This window comes from Rhodococcus sp. YH1, assembly GCF_009939605.1.
Classification (GTDB): Bacteria; Actinomycetota; Actinomycetes; order Mycobacteriales; family Mycobacteriaceae; genus Rhodococcus; species Rhodococcus aetherivorans.
In genome coordinates this window covers 25,048-39,039 of sequence record NZ_WVTE01000243.1, presented here as the reverse complement: position 1 = coordinate 39,039, position 13,992 = coordinate 25,048, and the positions used below count along the sequence as shown (strand labels likewise).

General features: G+C 70.6%; 15 protein-coding genes. 4 read left to right on the top strand and 11 right to left on the bottom strand.

Going from position 1 to position 13,992, the window contains the following annotated elements; all coding sequences use genetic code 11:
* On the bottom strand, nt 1–269 hold a 269-nt coding region (locus AIIKEEIJ_RS22930; protein WP_338021005.1), incomplete at its 3' end, for a CDP-alcohol phosphatidyltransferase family protein.
* Between the two features lie 132 nt (nt 270–401).
* Between AIIKEEIJ_RS22930 and AIIKEEIJ_RS22925 the strand changes: the two genes are divergently transcribed.
* The gene (locus tag AIIKEEIJ_RS22925; protein ID WP_170914076.1) at nt 402–929 is read left to right on the top strand and encodes an amino-acid N-acetyltransferase; all 528 of its coding nucleotides are present in this window, start codon (nt 402–404) and stop codon (nt 927–929) included.
* Between the two features lie 40 nt (nt 930–969).
* Nucleotides 970–1,254: a YciI family protein gene (locus AIIKEEIJ_RS22920; protein ID WP_006948284.1), complete on the top strand. Its 285-nt coding sequence runs from the start codon at nt 970–972 to the stop codon at nt 1,252–1,254.
* A 26-nt stretch (nt 1,255–1,280) separates the two neighbouring features.
* Here AIIKEEIJ_RS22920 and AIIKEEIJ_RS22915 read toward each other — a convergent pair whose 3' ends face one another.
* The 6 genes from AIIKEEIJ_RS22915 to thyX form a co-directional block, all read right to left on the bottom strand.
* The gene (locus AIIKEEIJ_RS22915; protein WP_006948285.1) at nt 1,281–2,267 is read right to left on the bottom strand and encodes a TerC family protein; all 987 of its coding nucleotides are present in this window, start codon (nt 2,265–2,267) and stop codon (nt 1,281–1,283) included.
* A 210-nt stretch (nt 2,268–2,477) separates the two neighbouring features.
* Entirely contained in the window at nt 2,478–5,138 is a 2,661-nt protein-coding gene (locus AIIKEEIJ_RS22910; protein WP_202917468.1) for a DNA translocase FtsK, read from the bottom strand.
* Nucleotides 5,139–5,228: 90 nt separating this feature from the next.
* Nucleotides 5,229–5,852, bottom strand: coding sequence for a TIGR03085 family metal-binding protein (locus tag AIIKEEIJ_RS22905; protein ID WP_029543318.1), 624 nt, complete (start codon nt 5,850–5,852; stop codon nt 5,229–5,231).
* A gap of 76 nt (nt 5,853–5,928) precedes the next feature.
* Nucleotides 5,929–7,746, bottom strand: coding sequence for a ribonuclease J (locus tag AIIKEEIJ_RS22900; RefSeq protein WP_006948291.1), 1,818 nt, complete (start codon nt 7,744–7,746; stop codon nt 5,929–5,931).
* Nucleotides 7,743–8,651: a 4-hydroxy-tetrahydrodipicolinate synthase gene (gene dapA / locus AIIKEEIJ_RS22895; protein ID WP_006948292.1), complete on the bottom strand. Its 909-nt coding sequence runs from the start codon at nt 8,649–8,651 to the stop codon at nt 7,743–7,745. The genes AIIKEEIJ_RS22900 and dapA overlap by 4 nt, the downstream gene beginning before the upstream one ends.
* Before the next feature lie 49 nt (nt 8,652–8,700).
* Nucleotides 8,701–9,456, bottom strand: a complete 756-nt coding sequence (gene thyX / locus AIIKEEIJ_RS22890) for an FAD-dependent thymidylate synthase (RefSeq protein WP_006948294.1) — start codon at nt 9,454–9,456, stop codon at nt 8,701–8,703.
* A 116-nt stretch (nt 9,457–9,572) separates the two neighbouring features.
* Here thyX and AIIKEEIJ_RS22885 point away from each other — a divergent pair, with 116 nt between their 5' ends.
* Both AIIKEEIJ_RS22885 and AIIKEEIJ_RS22880 read left to right on the top strand, forming a co-directional pair.
* A complete protein-coding gene (locus AIIKEEIJ_RS22885; protein WP_161996634.1) occupies nt 9,573–10,100 on the top strand; it encodes a toxin-antitoxin system HicB family antitoxin in 528 nt (175 codons plus the stop codon).
* A 60-nt stretch (nt 10,101–10,160) separates the two neighbouring features.
* Nucleotides 10,161–10,598, top strand: coding sequence for an SRPBCC family protein (locus AIIKEEIJ_RS22880; RefSeq protein ID WP_006948297.1), 438 nt, complete (start codon nt 10,161–10,163; stop codon nt 10,596–10,598).
* A gap of 40 nt (nt 10,599–10,638) precedes the next feature.
* Here the strand turns inward: AIIKEEIJ_RS22880 and AIIKEEIJ_RS22875 are convergent, their stop codons facing one another.
* The 4 genes from AIIKEEIJ_RS22875 to AIIKEEIJ_RS22860 all read right to left on the bottom strand — a co-directional run bounded on the left by AIIKEEIJ_RS22875 (nt 10,639) and on the right by AIIKEEIJ_RS22860 (nt 13,958).
* A complete protein-coding gene (locus AIIKEEIJ_RS22875) occupies nt 10,639–11,121 on the bottom strand; it encodes a flavodoxin family protein (protein WP_006948298.1) in 483 nt (160 codons plus the stop codon).
* Between the two features lie 157 nt (nt 11,122–11,278).
* On the bottom strand, nt 11,279–11,755 hold the full coding sequence (locus AIIKEEIJ_RS22870) for a hypothetical protein (protein WP_006948299.1): 477 nt from the start codon (nt 11,753–11,755) through the stop codon (nt 11,279–11,281).
* Complete coding sequence (gene dapB, locus AIIKEEIJ_RS22865; protein ID WP_338021004.1) at nt 11,752–12,507, bottom strand: 4-hydroxy-tetrahydrodipicolinate reductase; 756 nt, start codon at nt 12,505–12,507, stop codon at nt 11,752–11,754. The genes AIIKEEIJ_RS22870 and dapB overlap by 4 nt, the downstream gene beginning before the upstream one ends.
* Before the next feature lie 83 nt (nt 12,508–12,590).
* Nucleotides 12,591–13,958 (bottom strand): M16 family metallopeptidase, encoded by a 1,368-nt coding sequence (locus tag AIIKEEIJ_RS22860; protein WP_029543310.1) that lies wholly within the window; start codon nt 13,956–13,958, stop codon nt 12,591–12,593.
* Nucleotides 13,959–13,992: the final 34 nt, after the last annotated feature.

Genomic DNA, 13,992 nt, shown 5'->3' with positions numbered 1-13,992 from the left:
AGTCCGTACTTGCGGGCGAGCTGTCCGTCGATGCGGTCCGTGATCGCCGCGACGGCGAACACACCCGTCGCGGCGATGCGCCACGCGACGTCGTGACCGTCGCCGACGAACAGCACCAGAAGGAAGACCGGCACCAGAACGATCCGCAGCATGGTGAGGATGTTGGCGATGTTCCACAGCGGGACCGGCTCCGCGGCCGCGGGGGCATGCGGCCCGGGAGCCGCCGCCGCACCGCCGGTTCCGGCCACCTCCGGATGCGGCGCGCTCACGCCGGCCTCCGCGCCACGGACGTCGCCGCAGGACGAGGCGGACCCGGGTCCGCCGGGGCGACACGTGAGCATGGGGATCCGACCGGCACACGGACACAATATCGGTAGAGCGACCGGCTACTGTTCACCACTATGACTTCGCGGACGACGGACCAGGAGACTCACGACCGCATCCTCGTACGACGTGCGCGAACCGGCGACATTCCGGAGATCAAGCGGCTGGTCGACATCTACTCGGGCAAGATCCTCCTGGAGAAGAACCTCGTCACGCTGTACGAGGCCGTGCAGGAGTTCTGGGTGGCCGAGACGGCGGGCACCGTGGTCGGCTGCGGGGCCCTGCACGTGCTGTGGTCCGACCTGGGCGAGATCCGGACCGTCGCGGTGGATCCCCGGGTCAAGGGTCGCGGGGTCGGCCATCTCGTGGTGTCCCGCCTGATCGACGTCGCCCGCGAACTCGAACTCGAACGGCTGTTCGTGCTCACGTTCGAGGTCGAGTTCTTCGGCCGGCACGGATTCACCGAGATCGACGGCACACCCGTCACCGCCGAGGTGTACGCGGAGATGTGCCGCTCGTACGACACCGGTGTCGCCGAGTTCCTGGATCTGAGCTACGTCAAACCGAACACCCTCGGAAACACCCGGATGCTGCTCACGCTCTGAGCCGCCCCCTTCCCCCCACCTGTCACGAATGCGAGGACCCATGCCCCTGTTCGCCGTCGAGTACACCTACTCCGAGGCCACCGCGAGCGGCCGCGACGAGCACCGGCCCGCCCACCGCGGCTGGCTCGGCGAACTCGTCGAGGCCGGGACGGTGCGCGCGACCGGCCCGTGGGCCGACGGGTCCGGCGCACTGATCCTCGTCGAGGCCGCGGACGAGCCCGCGGTGCGGGAGGTCATGGCTCAGGATCCGTTCGCCCGCCAGGGGCTGCTCGACGAGGTCCGGATCACGCAGTGGCTCCCGGTGATGGGCGTCTTCAACGACTGACGCCCGTCACCGGCGCGGCGGGAAGGTCAGGTGAGGTCGGCCTTCTCGCTGCGCGTCTTGAGCAGGCTCGCGACGGTCGTCACCACCAGCACGCCGACGATCACGCCCAGCGACAGCCAGGTCGAGATCTCCGGCACCGCGACGTGCTCACCGCCGTTGACGAACGACAGGGTGTTCTCGTGCAGCGCGTGCAGCACCAGCTTGACGCCGATGAACGCGAGGATCACGGACAGGCCGTAGGACAGATAGACCAACCGCTCGAGCAGACCGCCGATGAGGAAGAACAGCTGCCGCAGGCCCATCAGGGCGAACGCGTTGGCGGTGAACACCAGGTAGGGCTCGCTGGTGAGGCCGTAGATCGCCGGGATCGAGTCGAGCGCGAACAGGATGTCGGTGAAGCCGATGGCGGCGAGGGCGAGCAGCATCGGGGTGGCGAAGCGCTTGCCGTCGATCCGGGTGAACAGCTTGTCGCCGTGGTACTCGTCGGTGGTCGGGTACACCTTGCGGACCAGCGAGACGATGCGGTTCTCCCGCTCCTTCTCGTGCTCGACCTCGTCTCCGTGCTCGCGGATCAGCTTGATCGCGGTGTAGATGAGGAACGCCCCGAACAGGTAGAACACCCAGCTGTAGGCGTTGATGGCCGCGGCACCCACGGCGATGAACGCCCCGCGCATCACGAGCGCCAGGACGATGCCGATCGTGAGCACCTTCTGCTGGTACTCGCGCGGCACCGCGAAGGTCGACATGATGATGACGAACACGAACAGGTTGTCGACGCTGAGGGCCTTCTCGGTGACGTAACCGGCGAAGTACTCACCGCCGTACGTCGGCCCCCAGATCGCGAACACCACGACGCCGAACACCACGGCGAGGCCGATGAACACCGCCGACCAGAAGCCTGACTCGCGCAGCGACGGCGCGTGCGGTTTGCGGACGTGGGCGTAGAAGTCGAAGACGAAGAGCCCGAGAATCACCAGGATGGTGACGATCCAGGTGAGCGGGGTGACATGCATCGGCAGATATTCCTCCGGTAGGTACAGCTAACCACCGGAGGTCTCTCCCACCTCGGATCGCAGCTCGACGGTGCGGCTTCGAGGTCGGCAGCCCCGGAACGACATCGGTGTCGCACGTGTTGACGGAACTGCCGCGGGTTAGGGGATACTCCCCTCCACGTCTCCCATTCAACCACACGCGGGTCGCGGCATCGAACCGTGCCGCCGGCCCTACTCCGCCGGCGCCGGCGCCTCCCCGTCCCCGCCGCCGCGGATCGAGAACAGCAGGCCGTCGAGTTCCTCCGGTTTGACCAGGACCTCCCGCGCCTTGGACCCCTCGCTGGGACCGACGACGCCGCGAGTCTCCATCAGATCCATCAGCCGACCCGCCTTCGCGAAGCCGACGCGCAGCTTGCGCTGCAGCATCGACGTCGAACCGAACTGGCTCGACACCACCAGCTCGACCGCCTGCAGGAGAACGTCGAGGTCGTCGCCGATGTCGGGGTCGACGTCCTTCTTCTCGCCCGCCTTCGCCGTCGTGACGCCCTCGGTGTACTCCGGTTCCTTCTGGTTCTTGGCGAAGTCGACGACGGCCGCGATCTCCTCGTCGGTGATGAACGCGCCCTGCATCCGGATCGGCTTTCCGGCGCCCATCGGCAGGAACAGGCCGTCGCCCATGCCGATGAGCTTCTCGGCACCGGGCTGGTCGAGGATGACCCGGGAGTCGGTCAGCGACGACGTGGCGAACGCGAGCCGCGACGGCACGTTCGTCTTGATCAGGCCGGTCACGACGTCCACCGAGGGCCGCTGCGTGGCGAGCACCAGATGGATGCCGGCGGCGCGGGCCTTCTGGGTAATCCGCACGATCGCGTCCTCCACGTCGCGCGGGGCCGTCATCATCAGGTCGGCGAGCTCGTCGACGATCGCCAGGATGTACGGGTAGGGCCGGTAGACGCGTTCGCTGCCGAGCGGCGCGGTGATCTCGCCGGACCTGACCTTGGTGTTGAAGTCGTCGATGTGCCGCACCCGGTTGGCCTGCATGTCCTGGTAGCGCTGTTCCATCTCCTCCACCAGCCACGCGAGGGCGGCGGCCGCCTTCTTCGGCTGGGTGATGATGGGCGTGATCAGGTGCGGGATACCCTCGTAGGGCGTGAGCTCGACCATCTTCGGGTCGATGAGGATCATCCGGACCTCGTCCGGCGTGGCGCGCACGAGCAGCGACACCAGCATCGAGTTGACGAAGCTCGACTTGCCGGAGCCGGTGGAGCCGGCGACCAGCAGGTGCGGCATCTTCGCCAGGTTCGCGCAGACGAAGTCGCCCTCGATGTCCTTGCCGAGCCCGATCACCAGCGGGTGATGGTCCTTGCGGGTCGACGGTGCGGCGAGCACATCGGCGAGACGCACCAGCTCACGATCCGAGTTCGGGACCTCGATGCCGACCGCGGACTTGCCGGGGATCGGCGCGAGCAGTCGCACGTTGTCGGTGGCCACGGCGTAGGCGATGTTGCGGGCGAGTGCGGTGATCTTCTCGACCTTCACACCCGGGCCGAGTTCCACCTCGTACCGCGTGACCGTCGGGCCGCGGGTGAAGCCGGTGACGGCGGCGTCGATCTTGAACTGCTCGAGCACCTCGGTGATGGCCTCGATCATCTGATCGTTCGCCGAGCTGTGCTGCTTGGGTGGGTCGCCCTCGAGCAGCAGCCCGAGCGACGGCAGGGTGTAGTCGCCCTCGACCACCCGATCGGGCACGAGCGGCTCGAGCTTGTCGTCGGCGGGTGGCTCCTCCGCCGGCGGGACCGGTGCGGGGACCGCCTTGGGCCGGGTGCGGGCCCGCGGCGGTTCCGGCGCCGGTTCGGGTTCGGGTGCCGGCGACGTGGCGGGCGCCGGATCCGGCTCCCACAGGGGCAGCACCTCGGTGCGGGCGTCGCCGTCGAACTCGTCCGTGGGGTAGTTCTCGACCGGGGTGCGCCGCCGGGTCCGGGTGCGCCGCTCGACGGGATAGCCGTCGGCGTCGAACAGGGTCGGGTCGCGCTCCGGGTCGTAGCCGCCGGCAGCGTCCGAGTCGTACTCGCCGTACTCGTCGTCGGCTCGGTAGTGCAGACCGAAGTAGTCGCGGAACATGCCGGGCAGTTCCCGGATCGTCGTGCCGGTGAGCAGCAGGATCCCGAAGCCGGCCGCCATCAGCAGCAACGGAACCGACAGCCACACCGTCAGACCGTCGGTGAGGGGTCCGCCCACCAGGTAGCCGACGAACCCGGCGCCGCCCTCGCGGCCCGGGCCGTCGTCCGGCATACCCGAGGCGATGTGCCACAGGCCGAGTGCGGGAAGCGCGACGAGCAGCGACCCGAGGACGAGCCGGGGCCGGATCTCCGGCCGCGGCTCGGTGCGCATGAGGACGACGGCGATCACGAGGCCGGCCAGCGGCAGCACCGCGCTGGCGCCGCCGACGACCGCGCGGACTGCGGTCTCGAGCCAGCCCCCGAGCGGGCCACCGACCGCGAACCAGACGGTGCCGGCGACGACGACGCTCGCGGCGATGAGCCCGAGGGCGATGCCGTCGCGGCGGTGGCCGTGCTCGACCTCCGTCACCCTGCCCATCGTGCGGGTGGTGGCGCCCACACCGCGGGCGATCATCGTCCAGCCGCTCCCGATCCCGCGACCGAGCGTGTGCAGGACGCTGCCCCGCGACGAGCGGGCGGGCGCCTTGCGCCGGGGGGTGGTGGCGCGGGCCGGGCGCCGCGCGGCCGGTTGCCGGCGGGTCGTCGGGGCGGGCTTGCGGGTGCTGCTCTTCATCCGCGACGACGAGCCCGCGGCGGCGGACGAGCCGCGCGCGCCCGACCTCGACCGTGAGGTCGTTGACGACGATCCGCGGGCACCCGACTTTCCTGCCATACCCGTCAGGTTAGTCGCAATGTCCACAACCGAACCATCCGCAACACCGGCATCAGCCGCACGCGGTGGTCACACCGGCGCCGGGACGGATCAGATGCCGCGACCGGATGCGGCGACCTCCGCGACGTCGGCCGCCTCCCCGGACGTCTCGACGCGCACCTCGTCACGGCCGAACGCATGCAGGAGCAGCTCGGCGGGTTCGCCGCGCAGGACCACGGTGCGCGGCCCGCGACGCCGGACCGTCGCGCGGGTGCCGTCGGGGCGTTCGAACACCACCGTGACGTCGGTGCCGCGATAGCCGCGCCGGCCGACCTGCCGGGCCATCTGCCACAGGCGGTCCTGGGTCGACGGGTCGAGCGGTCGCGGCTCCCACCCGGGCGCGGCGCGCCGCACGTCCTCGTGGTGGACGAACATCTCCGCGGCATTGGCGAGTCCGTCGACGAGGTACAGCGGCGACCAGATCGGCGGTCCGGACTCGATGTCGGCGAGCAGTTGCTCCCACGACCCTCCCGCCGCCTCGGCGCGCACCCGCTCGGTGTGCCCGGCCAGGGGTGGCAGGACGATGCCCGGCATCGTGTCGATCCGGCGTTCGCGGACCACGAGGTGGGCGGCGAGGTCCCGGGCGGTCCAGTCCCCGCACAGGGTGGGGGCGTCGGGACCGGTCTGTGTCATGGTGCGGACGAGTGCGTGTCGTTCGTCACGGGCGAGGCTCACGCGGCCCACTGTAGTGCCGGACCGTCCGGTAGCGCCGGACCGTCCGGCACGGCAGGGTGCGGTTGCGCCGGCGCGGCTACGCCGGGCCCGGGACGGTGATCACCGTCGGCACGATCATCGGCCGGCGACGGTAGGTGTCGGACACCCAGCGCCCGACGACACGGCGGATCGCCTGGGCGATGCGGTGGGCGTCGTCGATACCCTCGGCGGCGAGCTCGTTGAGGACCTTGTCCACGAGTTGCGCGGCCTCGGAGAGCGCTCCCGGGTCGTCGGAGAAGCCGCGGCCGGACACCCCCGGGGTGCTCACGGCGCGACCGTTCTCGTCCACGGCGACGGAGATGGAGATGAAGCCGCCCTCGCCGAGGATCAACCGGTCCGACAGGGTCGATTCGCCGACGTCACCGACGGACAGGCCGTCGACGTAGACGTGGCCGACGGGTACCTGTCCGACGATCTCCGCGAGCCCGTCGACGAGGTCGACGACCACGCCGTCCTCGGCGAGCACGATCCGGTCCCGCGGCACCCCGGTCGCTTCGGCCAGCGCCGCGTTGGCCCGCAGGTGCCGCCATTCGCCGTGCACCGGCATCGCATTCGTCGGGCGCACCGCGTTGTACAGGTACAGCAGCTCGCCCGCGGAGGCGTGGCCGGAGACGTGCACCTTCGCGTTCTGCTGGGTGACGACGGTGGCGCCTCGCTTGGCGAGGCCGTTGACGACCGCGAACACCGAATTCTCGTTGCCCGGGATCAGGGAGGAAGCCAGGATGACGAGATCGTCGGCCTTGATGTTGATCTGGCGGTGCTCGCCGCGCGCCATGCGCGACAGCGCGGACAGCGGTTCACCCTGCGAGCCGGTGGAGATCAGCACGAGCCGGTTGTCGGGCAATGTCGCGGCGGTGTCGAGATCGACGACGAGCCCGTCCGGCACCCGCAGGTAGCCGAGGTCCTGCGCGATCTGCATGTTGCGCACCATCGACCGTCCGACGAAGGCGATGCGGCGGTTGTACCGCCCGGCGACGTCGACGACCTGCTGGATGCGGTGCACGTGGCTGGCGAAGGACGCGACGATCACGCGCTGGGTGGCCTTGCCGATGACGTTGTCCAGGACGCCGCCGATCTCGCGTTCGGGCATCACGAAGCCCGGCACCTCGGCGTTGGTGGAGTCGACGAGGAACAGGTCGACGCCCTCGTCGCCGAGCCGGGAGAATCCGGCGAGGTCGGTGAGGCGGCCGTCGAGCGGCAACTGGTCGAGCTTGATGTCGCCGGTGTGCAGCACGAGCCCGGCCTCGGTGCGGACGGCGACGGCGAGCGCGTCCGGGATCGAGTGGTTGACGGCGAAGTACTCGCACTCGAACGGGCCGTGCGTGGTCTTGTCCCCCTCGACGACTTCGACGAGGTTGGGCCGCAGCCGGTGCTCGCGGCATTTCGCGGCGACGAGCGCGAGGGTGAACTTCGAGCCCACGACCGGGATGTCGGGACGCAGGCGCAGCAGGAACGGCACCGCCCCGATGTGATCCTCGTGGCCGTGGGTGAGGACGACGGCTTCGACGTCGTCCATGCGGTCCTCGATGTGCCGGAAGTCCGGCAGGATCAGGTCGACGCCGGGCTGCTGGTCCTCGGGGAAGAGCACGCCGCAGTCGATGACGAGGAGCCGGCCCTGATGCTCGAAGACCGTCATGTTGCGGCCGATCTCGCCGATGCCGCCGAGCGCGACGACGCGCAGGCCCTTCGGCGGCGCCTTCGGCGGGGTGCCGAGGCGCCCCGACATGTCCGCCACCTTGCGCGGATCGGGCCGCTGGGTGTTGGCCGAGGTCTGCACGGTCCGGCGCGCGGGCCGGCCGCTGGGCGGTCCGGCGTTGCGGGTGGCGCGGCCCCGGCCGCGCGACGGGCGGCTCACGCGAGCACCCCCGCGGCGTGCAGATCCGCGGCGAGCGCGTCGATCTGCGCAGAGGTCGGCGCCACCTGGGGCAGGCGCGGCTCGCCGACGTCGAGACCCATCAACCGCAGACCTGCCTTCGACGCGCTCACCCCGCCGAGGCGGGAGACGGCGCGCAGGATCGGCATGAGGCTCAGGTTGACCGCGCGGGCGCGGACGAGGTCGCCGGCCTGGAAGGCGTCGTACAGCTCGCGCAGCCGGCCGGGAACGAGATGCCCGATGACACTGACGAATCCGACGGCGCCGACGGACAGCCACGGCAGGTTCAGCGGGTCGTCGCCGGAGTAGAACTTAAGGTCGGTGGTGCCGATGAGCTCGGCACCGGCGTTGAGGTCGCCCTTGGCGTCCTTGACCGCCACGATGCGCGGATGCTCCGCGAGCCGGCGCAGCGTCTCCGTTTCGATCGGCACGACCGAGCGCGGTGGGATGTCGTAGAGCATGACCGGCAGGTCGGTGGCGTTCGCGACGGCCGTGAAGTGGGCGTAGAGCCCGGCCTGCGGCGGCCGCGAGTAGTACGGAGTGACGACGAGCAGGCCGTGGGCGCCGGCCCGCGCGGCGTCGCGGGCGAGTTCGACGCTGTGGGCGGTGTCGTTGCTGCCGGCGCCGGCGATGATCTTCGCGCGGTCCCCCACCGCGGCGAGCACGGCGCGCATCAGCTCGAGCTTCTCGTTCTCGGTGGTGGTCGGCGATTCGCCGGTGGTGCCCGCGAGAACCAGCGCATCGCAGCCGCCGTCGACCAGGTAGGCGGCAAGACGCACACCCGCGTCCACGTCGAGCTTGCCGTCGGCGGTGAACGGGGTCACCATCGCTGTGGCGATGGTGCCGAACGGAAGCTCGACAGCAGAAGCGGAATCACCGTTGGTCATGGTCAGAAGGCTACCGCGTGACGGGGGCTGTTCCACACACACCTGCCGGTCAGGTGTCGGCGGCGAAGGCGCTGGCGGCGACCTCGGAGCCGTCGGGCAGGCGGGTGATGGTGAAGTCGCCGAAGATGTTCGGCGCGGCGTCCTGCAGCTGACGCAGGCACTCGACGGCGAGGCGGCGGATCTCGACGTCGGCGTGCTCGGTCGCGCGCATGGCCACGAAGTGCCGCCAGGACCGGTAGTTGCCGGTGACGACGACGCGGGTCTCGGTGGCGTTGGGCAGCACCGATCGCGCGGCCTCGCGGGCCTGTTTCGCGCGGATCGGCCCCTCGGGCAGGTGGGACAGTTTCGCGTCGAGCGCGTCGAGCAGTTCGATGTACGCGGCCCGGCTGGACTCGGCGGCGGCGAGGAACAGTTCCTCGAGCCGCGGATCCCCCGCCACGGCCGGCGGGACCACGACCGGCGCGTCGCTGCCGCGGACGAACCGCTGGGACAGCTGGGAATAGGAGAAGTGCCGGTGCCGGATGAGTTCGTGGGTGCACGACCGGGAGATGCCGGTGATGTAGAAGCTCACCGAACCGTGCTCGAGCACGGACAGGTGCCCGACGGTGAGCAGGTGGCGTAGGTACCCGGCGTTCGTGGCCGTGCGCGGGTTGGGCTTGGACCAGCTCTGGTAGCAGGCCCGGCCGGCGAACTCGGCGAGTGCCTCCCCGCCGTCGGCGTCGGTCTCCCAGGGCACGTCGGCGGGCGGGACGAACTCGGTCTTGGCCACCAGCCTGACCTTCAGCGTGACGGGCTCGGGCGCCATCGGTTCTCCTCCAGGTTGTCGATCCAGTCGAACCGTAGCGCCGCCGCGGGCGGCACCGGACGCGGGCCGCGTGTTGACGTCTTGACTGACATCATCGTTGACATCAGTATGGCGTCATGAACCTGGACCCGTACCTGGACGCGATCACCGAGTCCCTCGTCGCCGCCGCGGAGCTCGGCGACGAACAGACCCGCCGGACCGCGGCAGCCCTCGCCACAGCGGTCGCCGCGCCCGCCCGCCTGGCCGTGCTGCGGGCACTGTCGGACATGGCGGCGGAGGTCTCGAAGGAGCTCGGCGACCGGGTGGTCACCGTGCGTCTCGACGGCAGCGCGGCGGTGCTCGAGGTGCACACGGATGCGCCCACCGAAACCACAGGCACCGCAACGACTTTCGAGGACGTCACCGGGGACATCAGCCGGGTGACGCTGCGCCTCGTCGAGCAGATCAAGGCACGCGCCGAGGAGGCGGCGGCCCAGAACGGCGTGTCACTGAACTCGTGGGTGTCGCAGGCCGTCCAGGGGGCGCTGCGCGAGCAGATGCGGTATCAGCGCCGCGCCGACGAGCGCGCCGCGACGCGTCGCGCCGAGGAGACCGGGCCCGGCCCGTCCGCTACGGCGGAACCGTCCGAGCGCGAGGACGGTTGAGCGGGAGGCCGTGCGGTACATTGCCGACGCACGTCACCCGAAAGACGAGGAAGTGAGCCCATGGCCGTCAGCAGTTCCAGCAGTTTCGAGATCAAGGCCGACCCGGGTCGCGTGATGGCGGGAATCGCCGCGGTCGACCGGCTGCCGGAGTGGTCCGGGCCCCACAAGACCGTCGTCGTCGAGACCACCCACCCGGACGGCCGCCCGCACCGCGTGCGCATGACCGTCTCCATCATCGGTCTCCACGACGAGCAGGTGGTGGACTACTACTGGAACGGCGACGAATCGATGTCCTGGACCCTGGTCGAGAGCCACCAGCAGCACCAGCAGGACGGCACCTACACCCTCACCGCCACCGAGAGCGGCACCCGCGTCGACTTCACCCTCACGATCGATCCGAAGATCCCGCTGCCCGGCTTCATGGTCAAGAAGGCGCAGAAGATGGCGATGGAGACCGCCGAGCGGGGCCTGACGAAGTTCGTCGAGCAGCAGCTCTGACGCACCGCGCGGTGTCCGGTGCCTGCGACGTCCCGGACGGTCAGCACTCCTCCGACACGGACACCGCGACGGTCGCCCCGAGTTCGTAGCAGCGTTCACGGACCTTTGCGTCGATCGGCCCGGTGATCTCGAGATCCTCCGTGACCTGCGCCAAGGCGAGGCCGGTGACGAGTTTGCGCACCGAGGCGACGGCGCCCGCGGTGTCGTTGTTGCCGTGTACCCACAACCCGTACGGCCGGCCCGCGACGGCGTCGAGGCACGGGTAGTAGACGGTGTCGAAGAAGTGCTTGAGTGCCCCCGACATGTATCCGAAGTTCGCGGTGGTGCCGAACACGTAACCGTCGGCGGCGAGCACGTCCGGCACGGTCGCGCCCAGCGCCGGCACCGTCCGCACCCGCACGCCCACGATGTCGGGGTCACGCGCCCCGGCCAGCACCGCCTCGAGCAGTTCGCGGGTCGACGGGGACGGAGTGTGGTGGACGACGAGCAGAGTGCGCTCACCGTCGGCGGGGGCCTCGGTCACACCCTGCAGGGTACGTCGCCGACCGATCGGTGTCCCTGCCCCGCAACGACAACCGCAACCGCGGTCAGGCTTCGGCCGGGGCGTGGACCGAGCGAATGTATCGCCCGCTACCGCTGAGGAGATGAACGATACATTCGCTCGACGCCGGGGCGCATGATCAATCGGCGGACTGCGTGCGCTCGAGCTTCTCGAGCGCGACGGCCCGGCGCATGGTCTCCCGGGCCCGGCCGCGGTCGCCGGCGTAGTCGTACGCGCGGGCGAGACGGTAGGAGTTGCGCCAGTTGTCCGGGTCGGCCTCCCACTCCTTCTTGACCCGCTCGAACAGGGCGTCGGCGGCGTCGCGGTCGATCCGGCCCGACGGCCGGCGCGGCAGGTCGCGCACGTCGAGTTCGAGGCCCTCCTCGTGGATCCGCCGGGACAGGTGCTGGTGCTGGAAACCGGCCCGCACGGTGGCGTAGACGATCCACACGCCCACCAACGGCAGCAGCAGCACGCCGATGCCGAGCCCGACGGCCGCGGCGTTGCCGGAGCGCACCAGTTCGAGCCCGCGCCCGCCGAGCAGCACGAAGTAGAACCCCAGCGCGACGACGATGAAGGCGATCGGCGCGAGGACCTTGACCAGGTCGCCCCTCACAGGTCGAGGAGGGGGTCGATGCCGATGGTGAGGCCGGGCCGGCCCCCGATCTCGCGCACGCCGAGCAGCACGCCGGGCGCGAAGGAGGACCGGTCGATCGAGTCGTGGCGGATGGTCAGGGTCTCGCCCTGGGTGCCGAGCAGCACCTCCTGGTGTGCGACGAGCCCGGCCAGACGCACGGAGTGCACCCGCACCCCCTCCACGTCGGCGCCGCGGGCACCCTCGAGTTCGGTGCTGGTGGCGTCGGGGCTGCGGCCCACACCGGCCGCGGCGCGGGCCTGCGCGATGAGCGCCGCGGTGCGGTAGGCCGTGCCCGACGGCGCGTCCGCCTTGTTGGGGTGGTGCAGCTCGATGACCTCGACGGAGTCGAAGAACCGCGCGGCGGCCTGCGCGAAGCGCATCGACAGCACGGCACCGATCGCGAAGTTCGGCGCGATCAGGACGCCGACCTCCGGCTGCGCGGCCAGCCAGCCGCGGACCCGGTCCAGTCGTGCGTCGTCGAATCCGGTAGTGCCGACGACGGCGTGGATGCCGTGCTCGACGAGGAACTGCAGGTTGCCCATCACCACATCGGGGTGGGTGAAGTCCACCACCACCTGTGCCCGGGAGGCGACGAAGTCGTCGAGGCTGTCGCCCCGGTCGACCGCGGCAACGAGCTCGAGGTCGGCGGCCGCCTCGACGGCCGCGCAGATCGCCTGTCCGACCTTGCCCTTGGCGCCGAGCACACCCACCCGAATTGCTGCTGCGTTCACTTGACTCTCCACGCTTCCTCGTCCGATCGCCGTCCCGCAGCAGCCTACGCAACCGGACGACCTCGACCGTGCTCAGCCCGCGGTCACGCGACGAGGACGCGCACCGAGGCGGGCAGGTCCCGGGGCCGGCGGTACGGTCCGGCGACGGCCGCGGCGAACGGCCGGTGCAGCAGCTCGGCGGCGACGGCGCGGACCTCCGCCGCACTCACCGACGAGATCCGCTCGAGCGTCTCGGTGACGCTCCAGTGCGTGCCGTAGCTCAGTTCGCTGCGTCCGATCCGGTTCATCCGGGCCCCGGTGTCCTCGAGGCCGAGGACCAGAGCCCCGCGCAGCGAACCCTTGGCGCGGGCGCACTCGGCCTCGGTGACGCCGTTCTCGGCGACATCGGCGAGCACCTCGCGGACGAGCGCGGCGACCTCACCGAGGTTCTCGGGCTGGCAGCCGGCGTAGACGGAGAAAGCGCCGGTGTCGGCGAACGTGTCCACACCCGAGTACACCGAGTAGGCGAGGCCGCGCTTCTCCCGGATCTCCTGGAACAGCCGTGAGCTCAAGCCGCCGCCGACGGCGGTGTTGAGCACCGACAGCGCCCAGCGCCGGTGGTCGTGGCGGCCGAAGGATCGCACGCCGACCGCCAGGTGGGCCTGCTCGCCGTCGCGGTCGGTGATGCTCAGCGTCGGCGTCGTACGCAGGCGGAGACTGCCCTCGCGGCGCGGGGCGGCGGTCGTGGCGGGGTCGAGGTGCCCGGCGAACGCGCGACGGACCAGTTCCACGGTGTGGTCGTGATCGACATTGCCGGCGACGGCGACGACCATACGGTCCGGCGTGTACCGCCGCACGTGGAACGAGTGCAACTGGGTACGGGTCATCGCCTCGATCGATTCGACCGAGCCGATGATCGGACGGCCGATCGGGTGGTCGCCGTACAGGGCGGTGAGGAACGCGTCGCCGAGCAGATCCTCGGGATCGTCGTCGCGCATTGCGATCTCCTCGAGGACGACCTGCCGTTCGACGTCGACGTCGGCGCTGCGGCAACGGCCGCGCAGCACGACGTCGGCGACGAGGTCGACGGCCAGGGGCAGATCGTCGTCGAGCACGTGGGCGTAGAAGCAGGTGTGCTCCTTCGCGGTGAACGCGTTGAGCTCGCCGCCGACCCCGTCGACGAGTTCGGCGATGTCGAGCGCGGTCCGGGTCGGGGTGGCCTTGAACAGCAGGTGCTCGAGGAAGTGGGCGGCACCGGCGACGGAGGGCTGCTCGTCGCGGGAGCCGACGCCCACCCAGACGCCGACGGCGGCCGAGCGCACGCCGGGCACGTGCTCGGTGACGACGCGGAGCCCCCCGGGCAGGTGGGTGCGCCGAACCCCGGAGTCGGGCTCGGTGGGTGCCGACGCGGAGGCGACGACGGACGAAACGGCGGCGGACGGAGCGGCGGCGGAGCGGCGGGTGGCGGCCATGAAGATGTTCGACGGTCCTACAGGCGAGTGGGTG

What these genes read in the sequence shown, in the direction of transcription:
- AIIKEEIJ_RS22920 (WP_006948284.1), top strand. Translation starts at nt 970, where the DNA reads ATGCCCCTGTTCGCCGTCGAGTACACCTACTCCGAGGCCACCGCGAGC.
- AIIKEEIJ_RS22915 (WP_006948285.1), bottom strand. Translation starts at nt 2,267, where the DNA reads ATGCATGTCACCCCGCTCACCTGGATCGTCACCATCCTGGTGATTCTC.
- AIIKEEIJ_RS22880 (WP_006948297.1), top strand. Translation starts at nt 10,161, where the DNA reads ATGGCCGTCAGCAGTTCCAGCAGTTTCGAGATCAAGGCCGACCCGGGT.
- thyX (WP_006948294.1), bottom strand. Translation starts at nt 9,456, where the DNA reads ATGGCGCCCGAGCCCGTCACGCTGAAGGTCAGGCTGGTGGCCAAGACC.
- AIIKEEIJ_RS22910 (WP_202917468.1), bottom strand. Translation starts at nt 5,138, where the DNA reads ATGGCAGGAAAGTCGGGTGCCCGCGGATCGTCGTCAACGACCTCACGG.
- AIIKEEIJ_RS22860 (WP_029543310.1), bottom strand. Translation starts at nt 13,958, where the DNA reads ATGGCCGCCACCCGCCGCTCCGCCGCCGCTCCGTCCGCCGCCGTTTCG.
- AIIKEEIJ_RS22925 (WP_170914076.1), top strand. Translation starts at nt 402, where the DNA reads ATGACTTCGCGGACGACGGACCAGGAGACTCACGACCGCATCCTCGTA.
- AIIKEEIJ_RS22885 (WP_161996634.1), top strand. Translation starts at nt 9,573, where the DNA reads ATGAACCTGGACCCGTACCTGGACGCGATCACCGAGTCCCTCGTCGCC.
- dapA (WP_006948292.1), bottom strand. Translation starts at nt 8,651, where the DNA reads ATGACCAACGGTGATTCCGCTTCTGCTGTCGAGCTTCCGTTCGGCACC.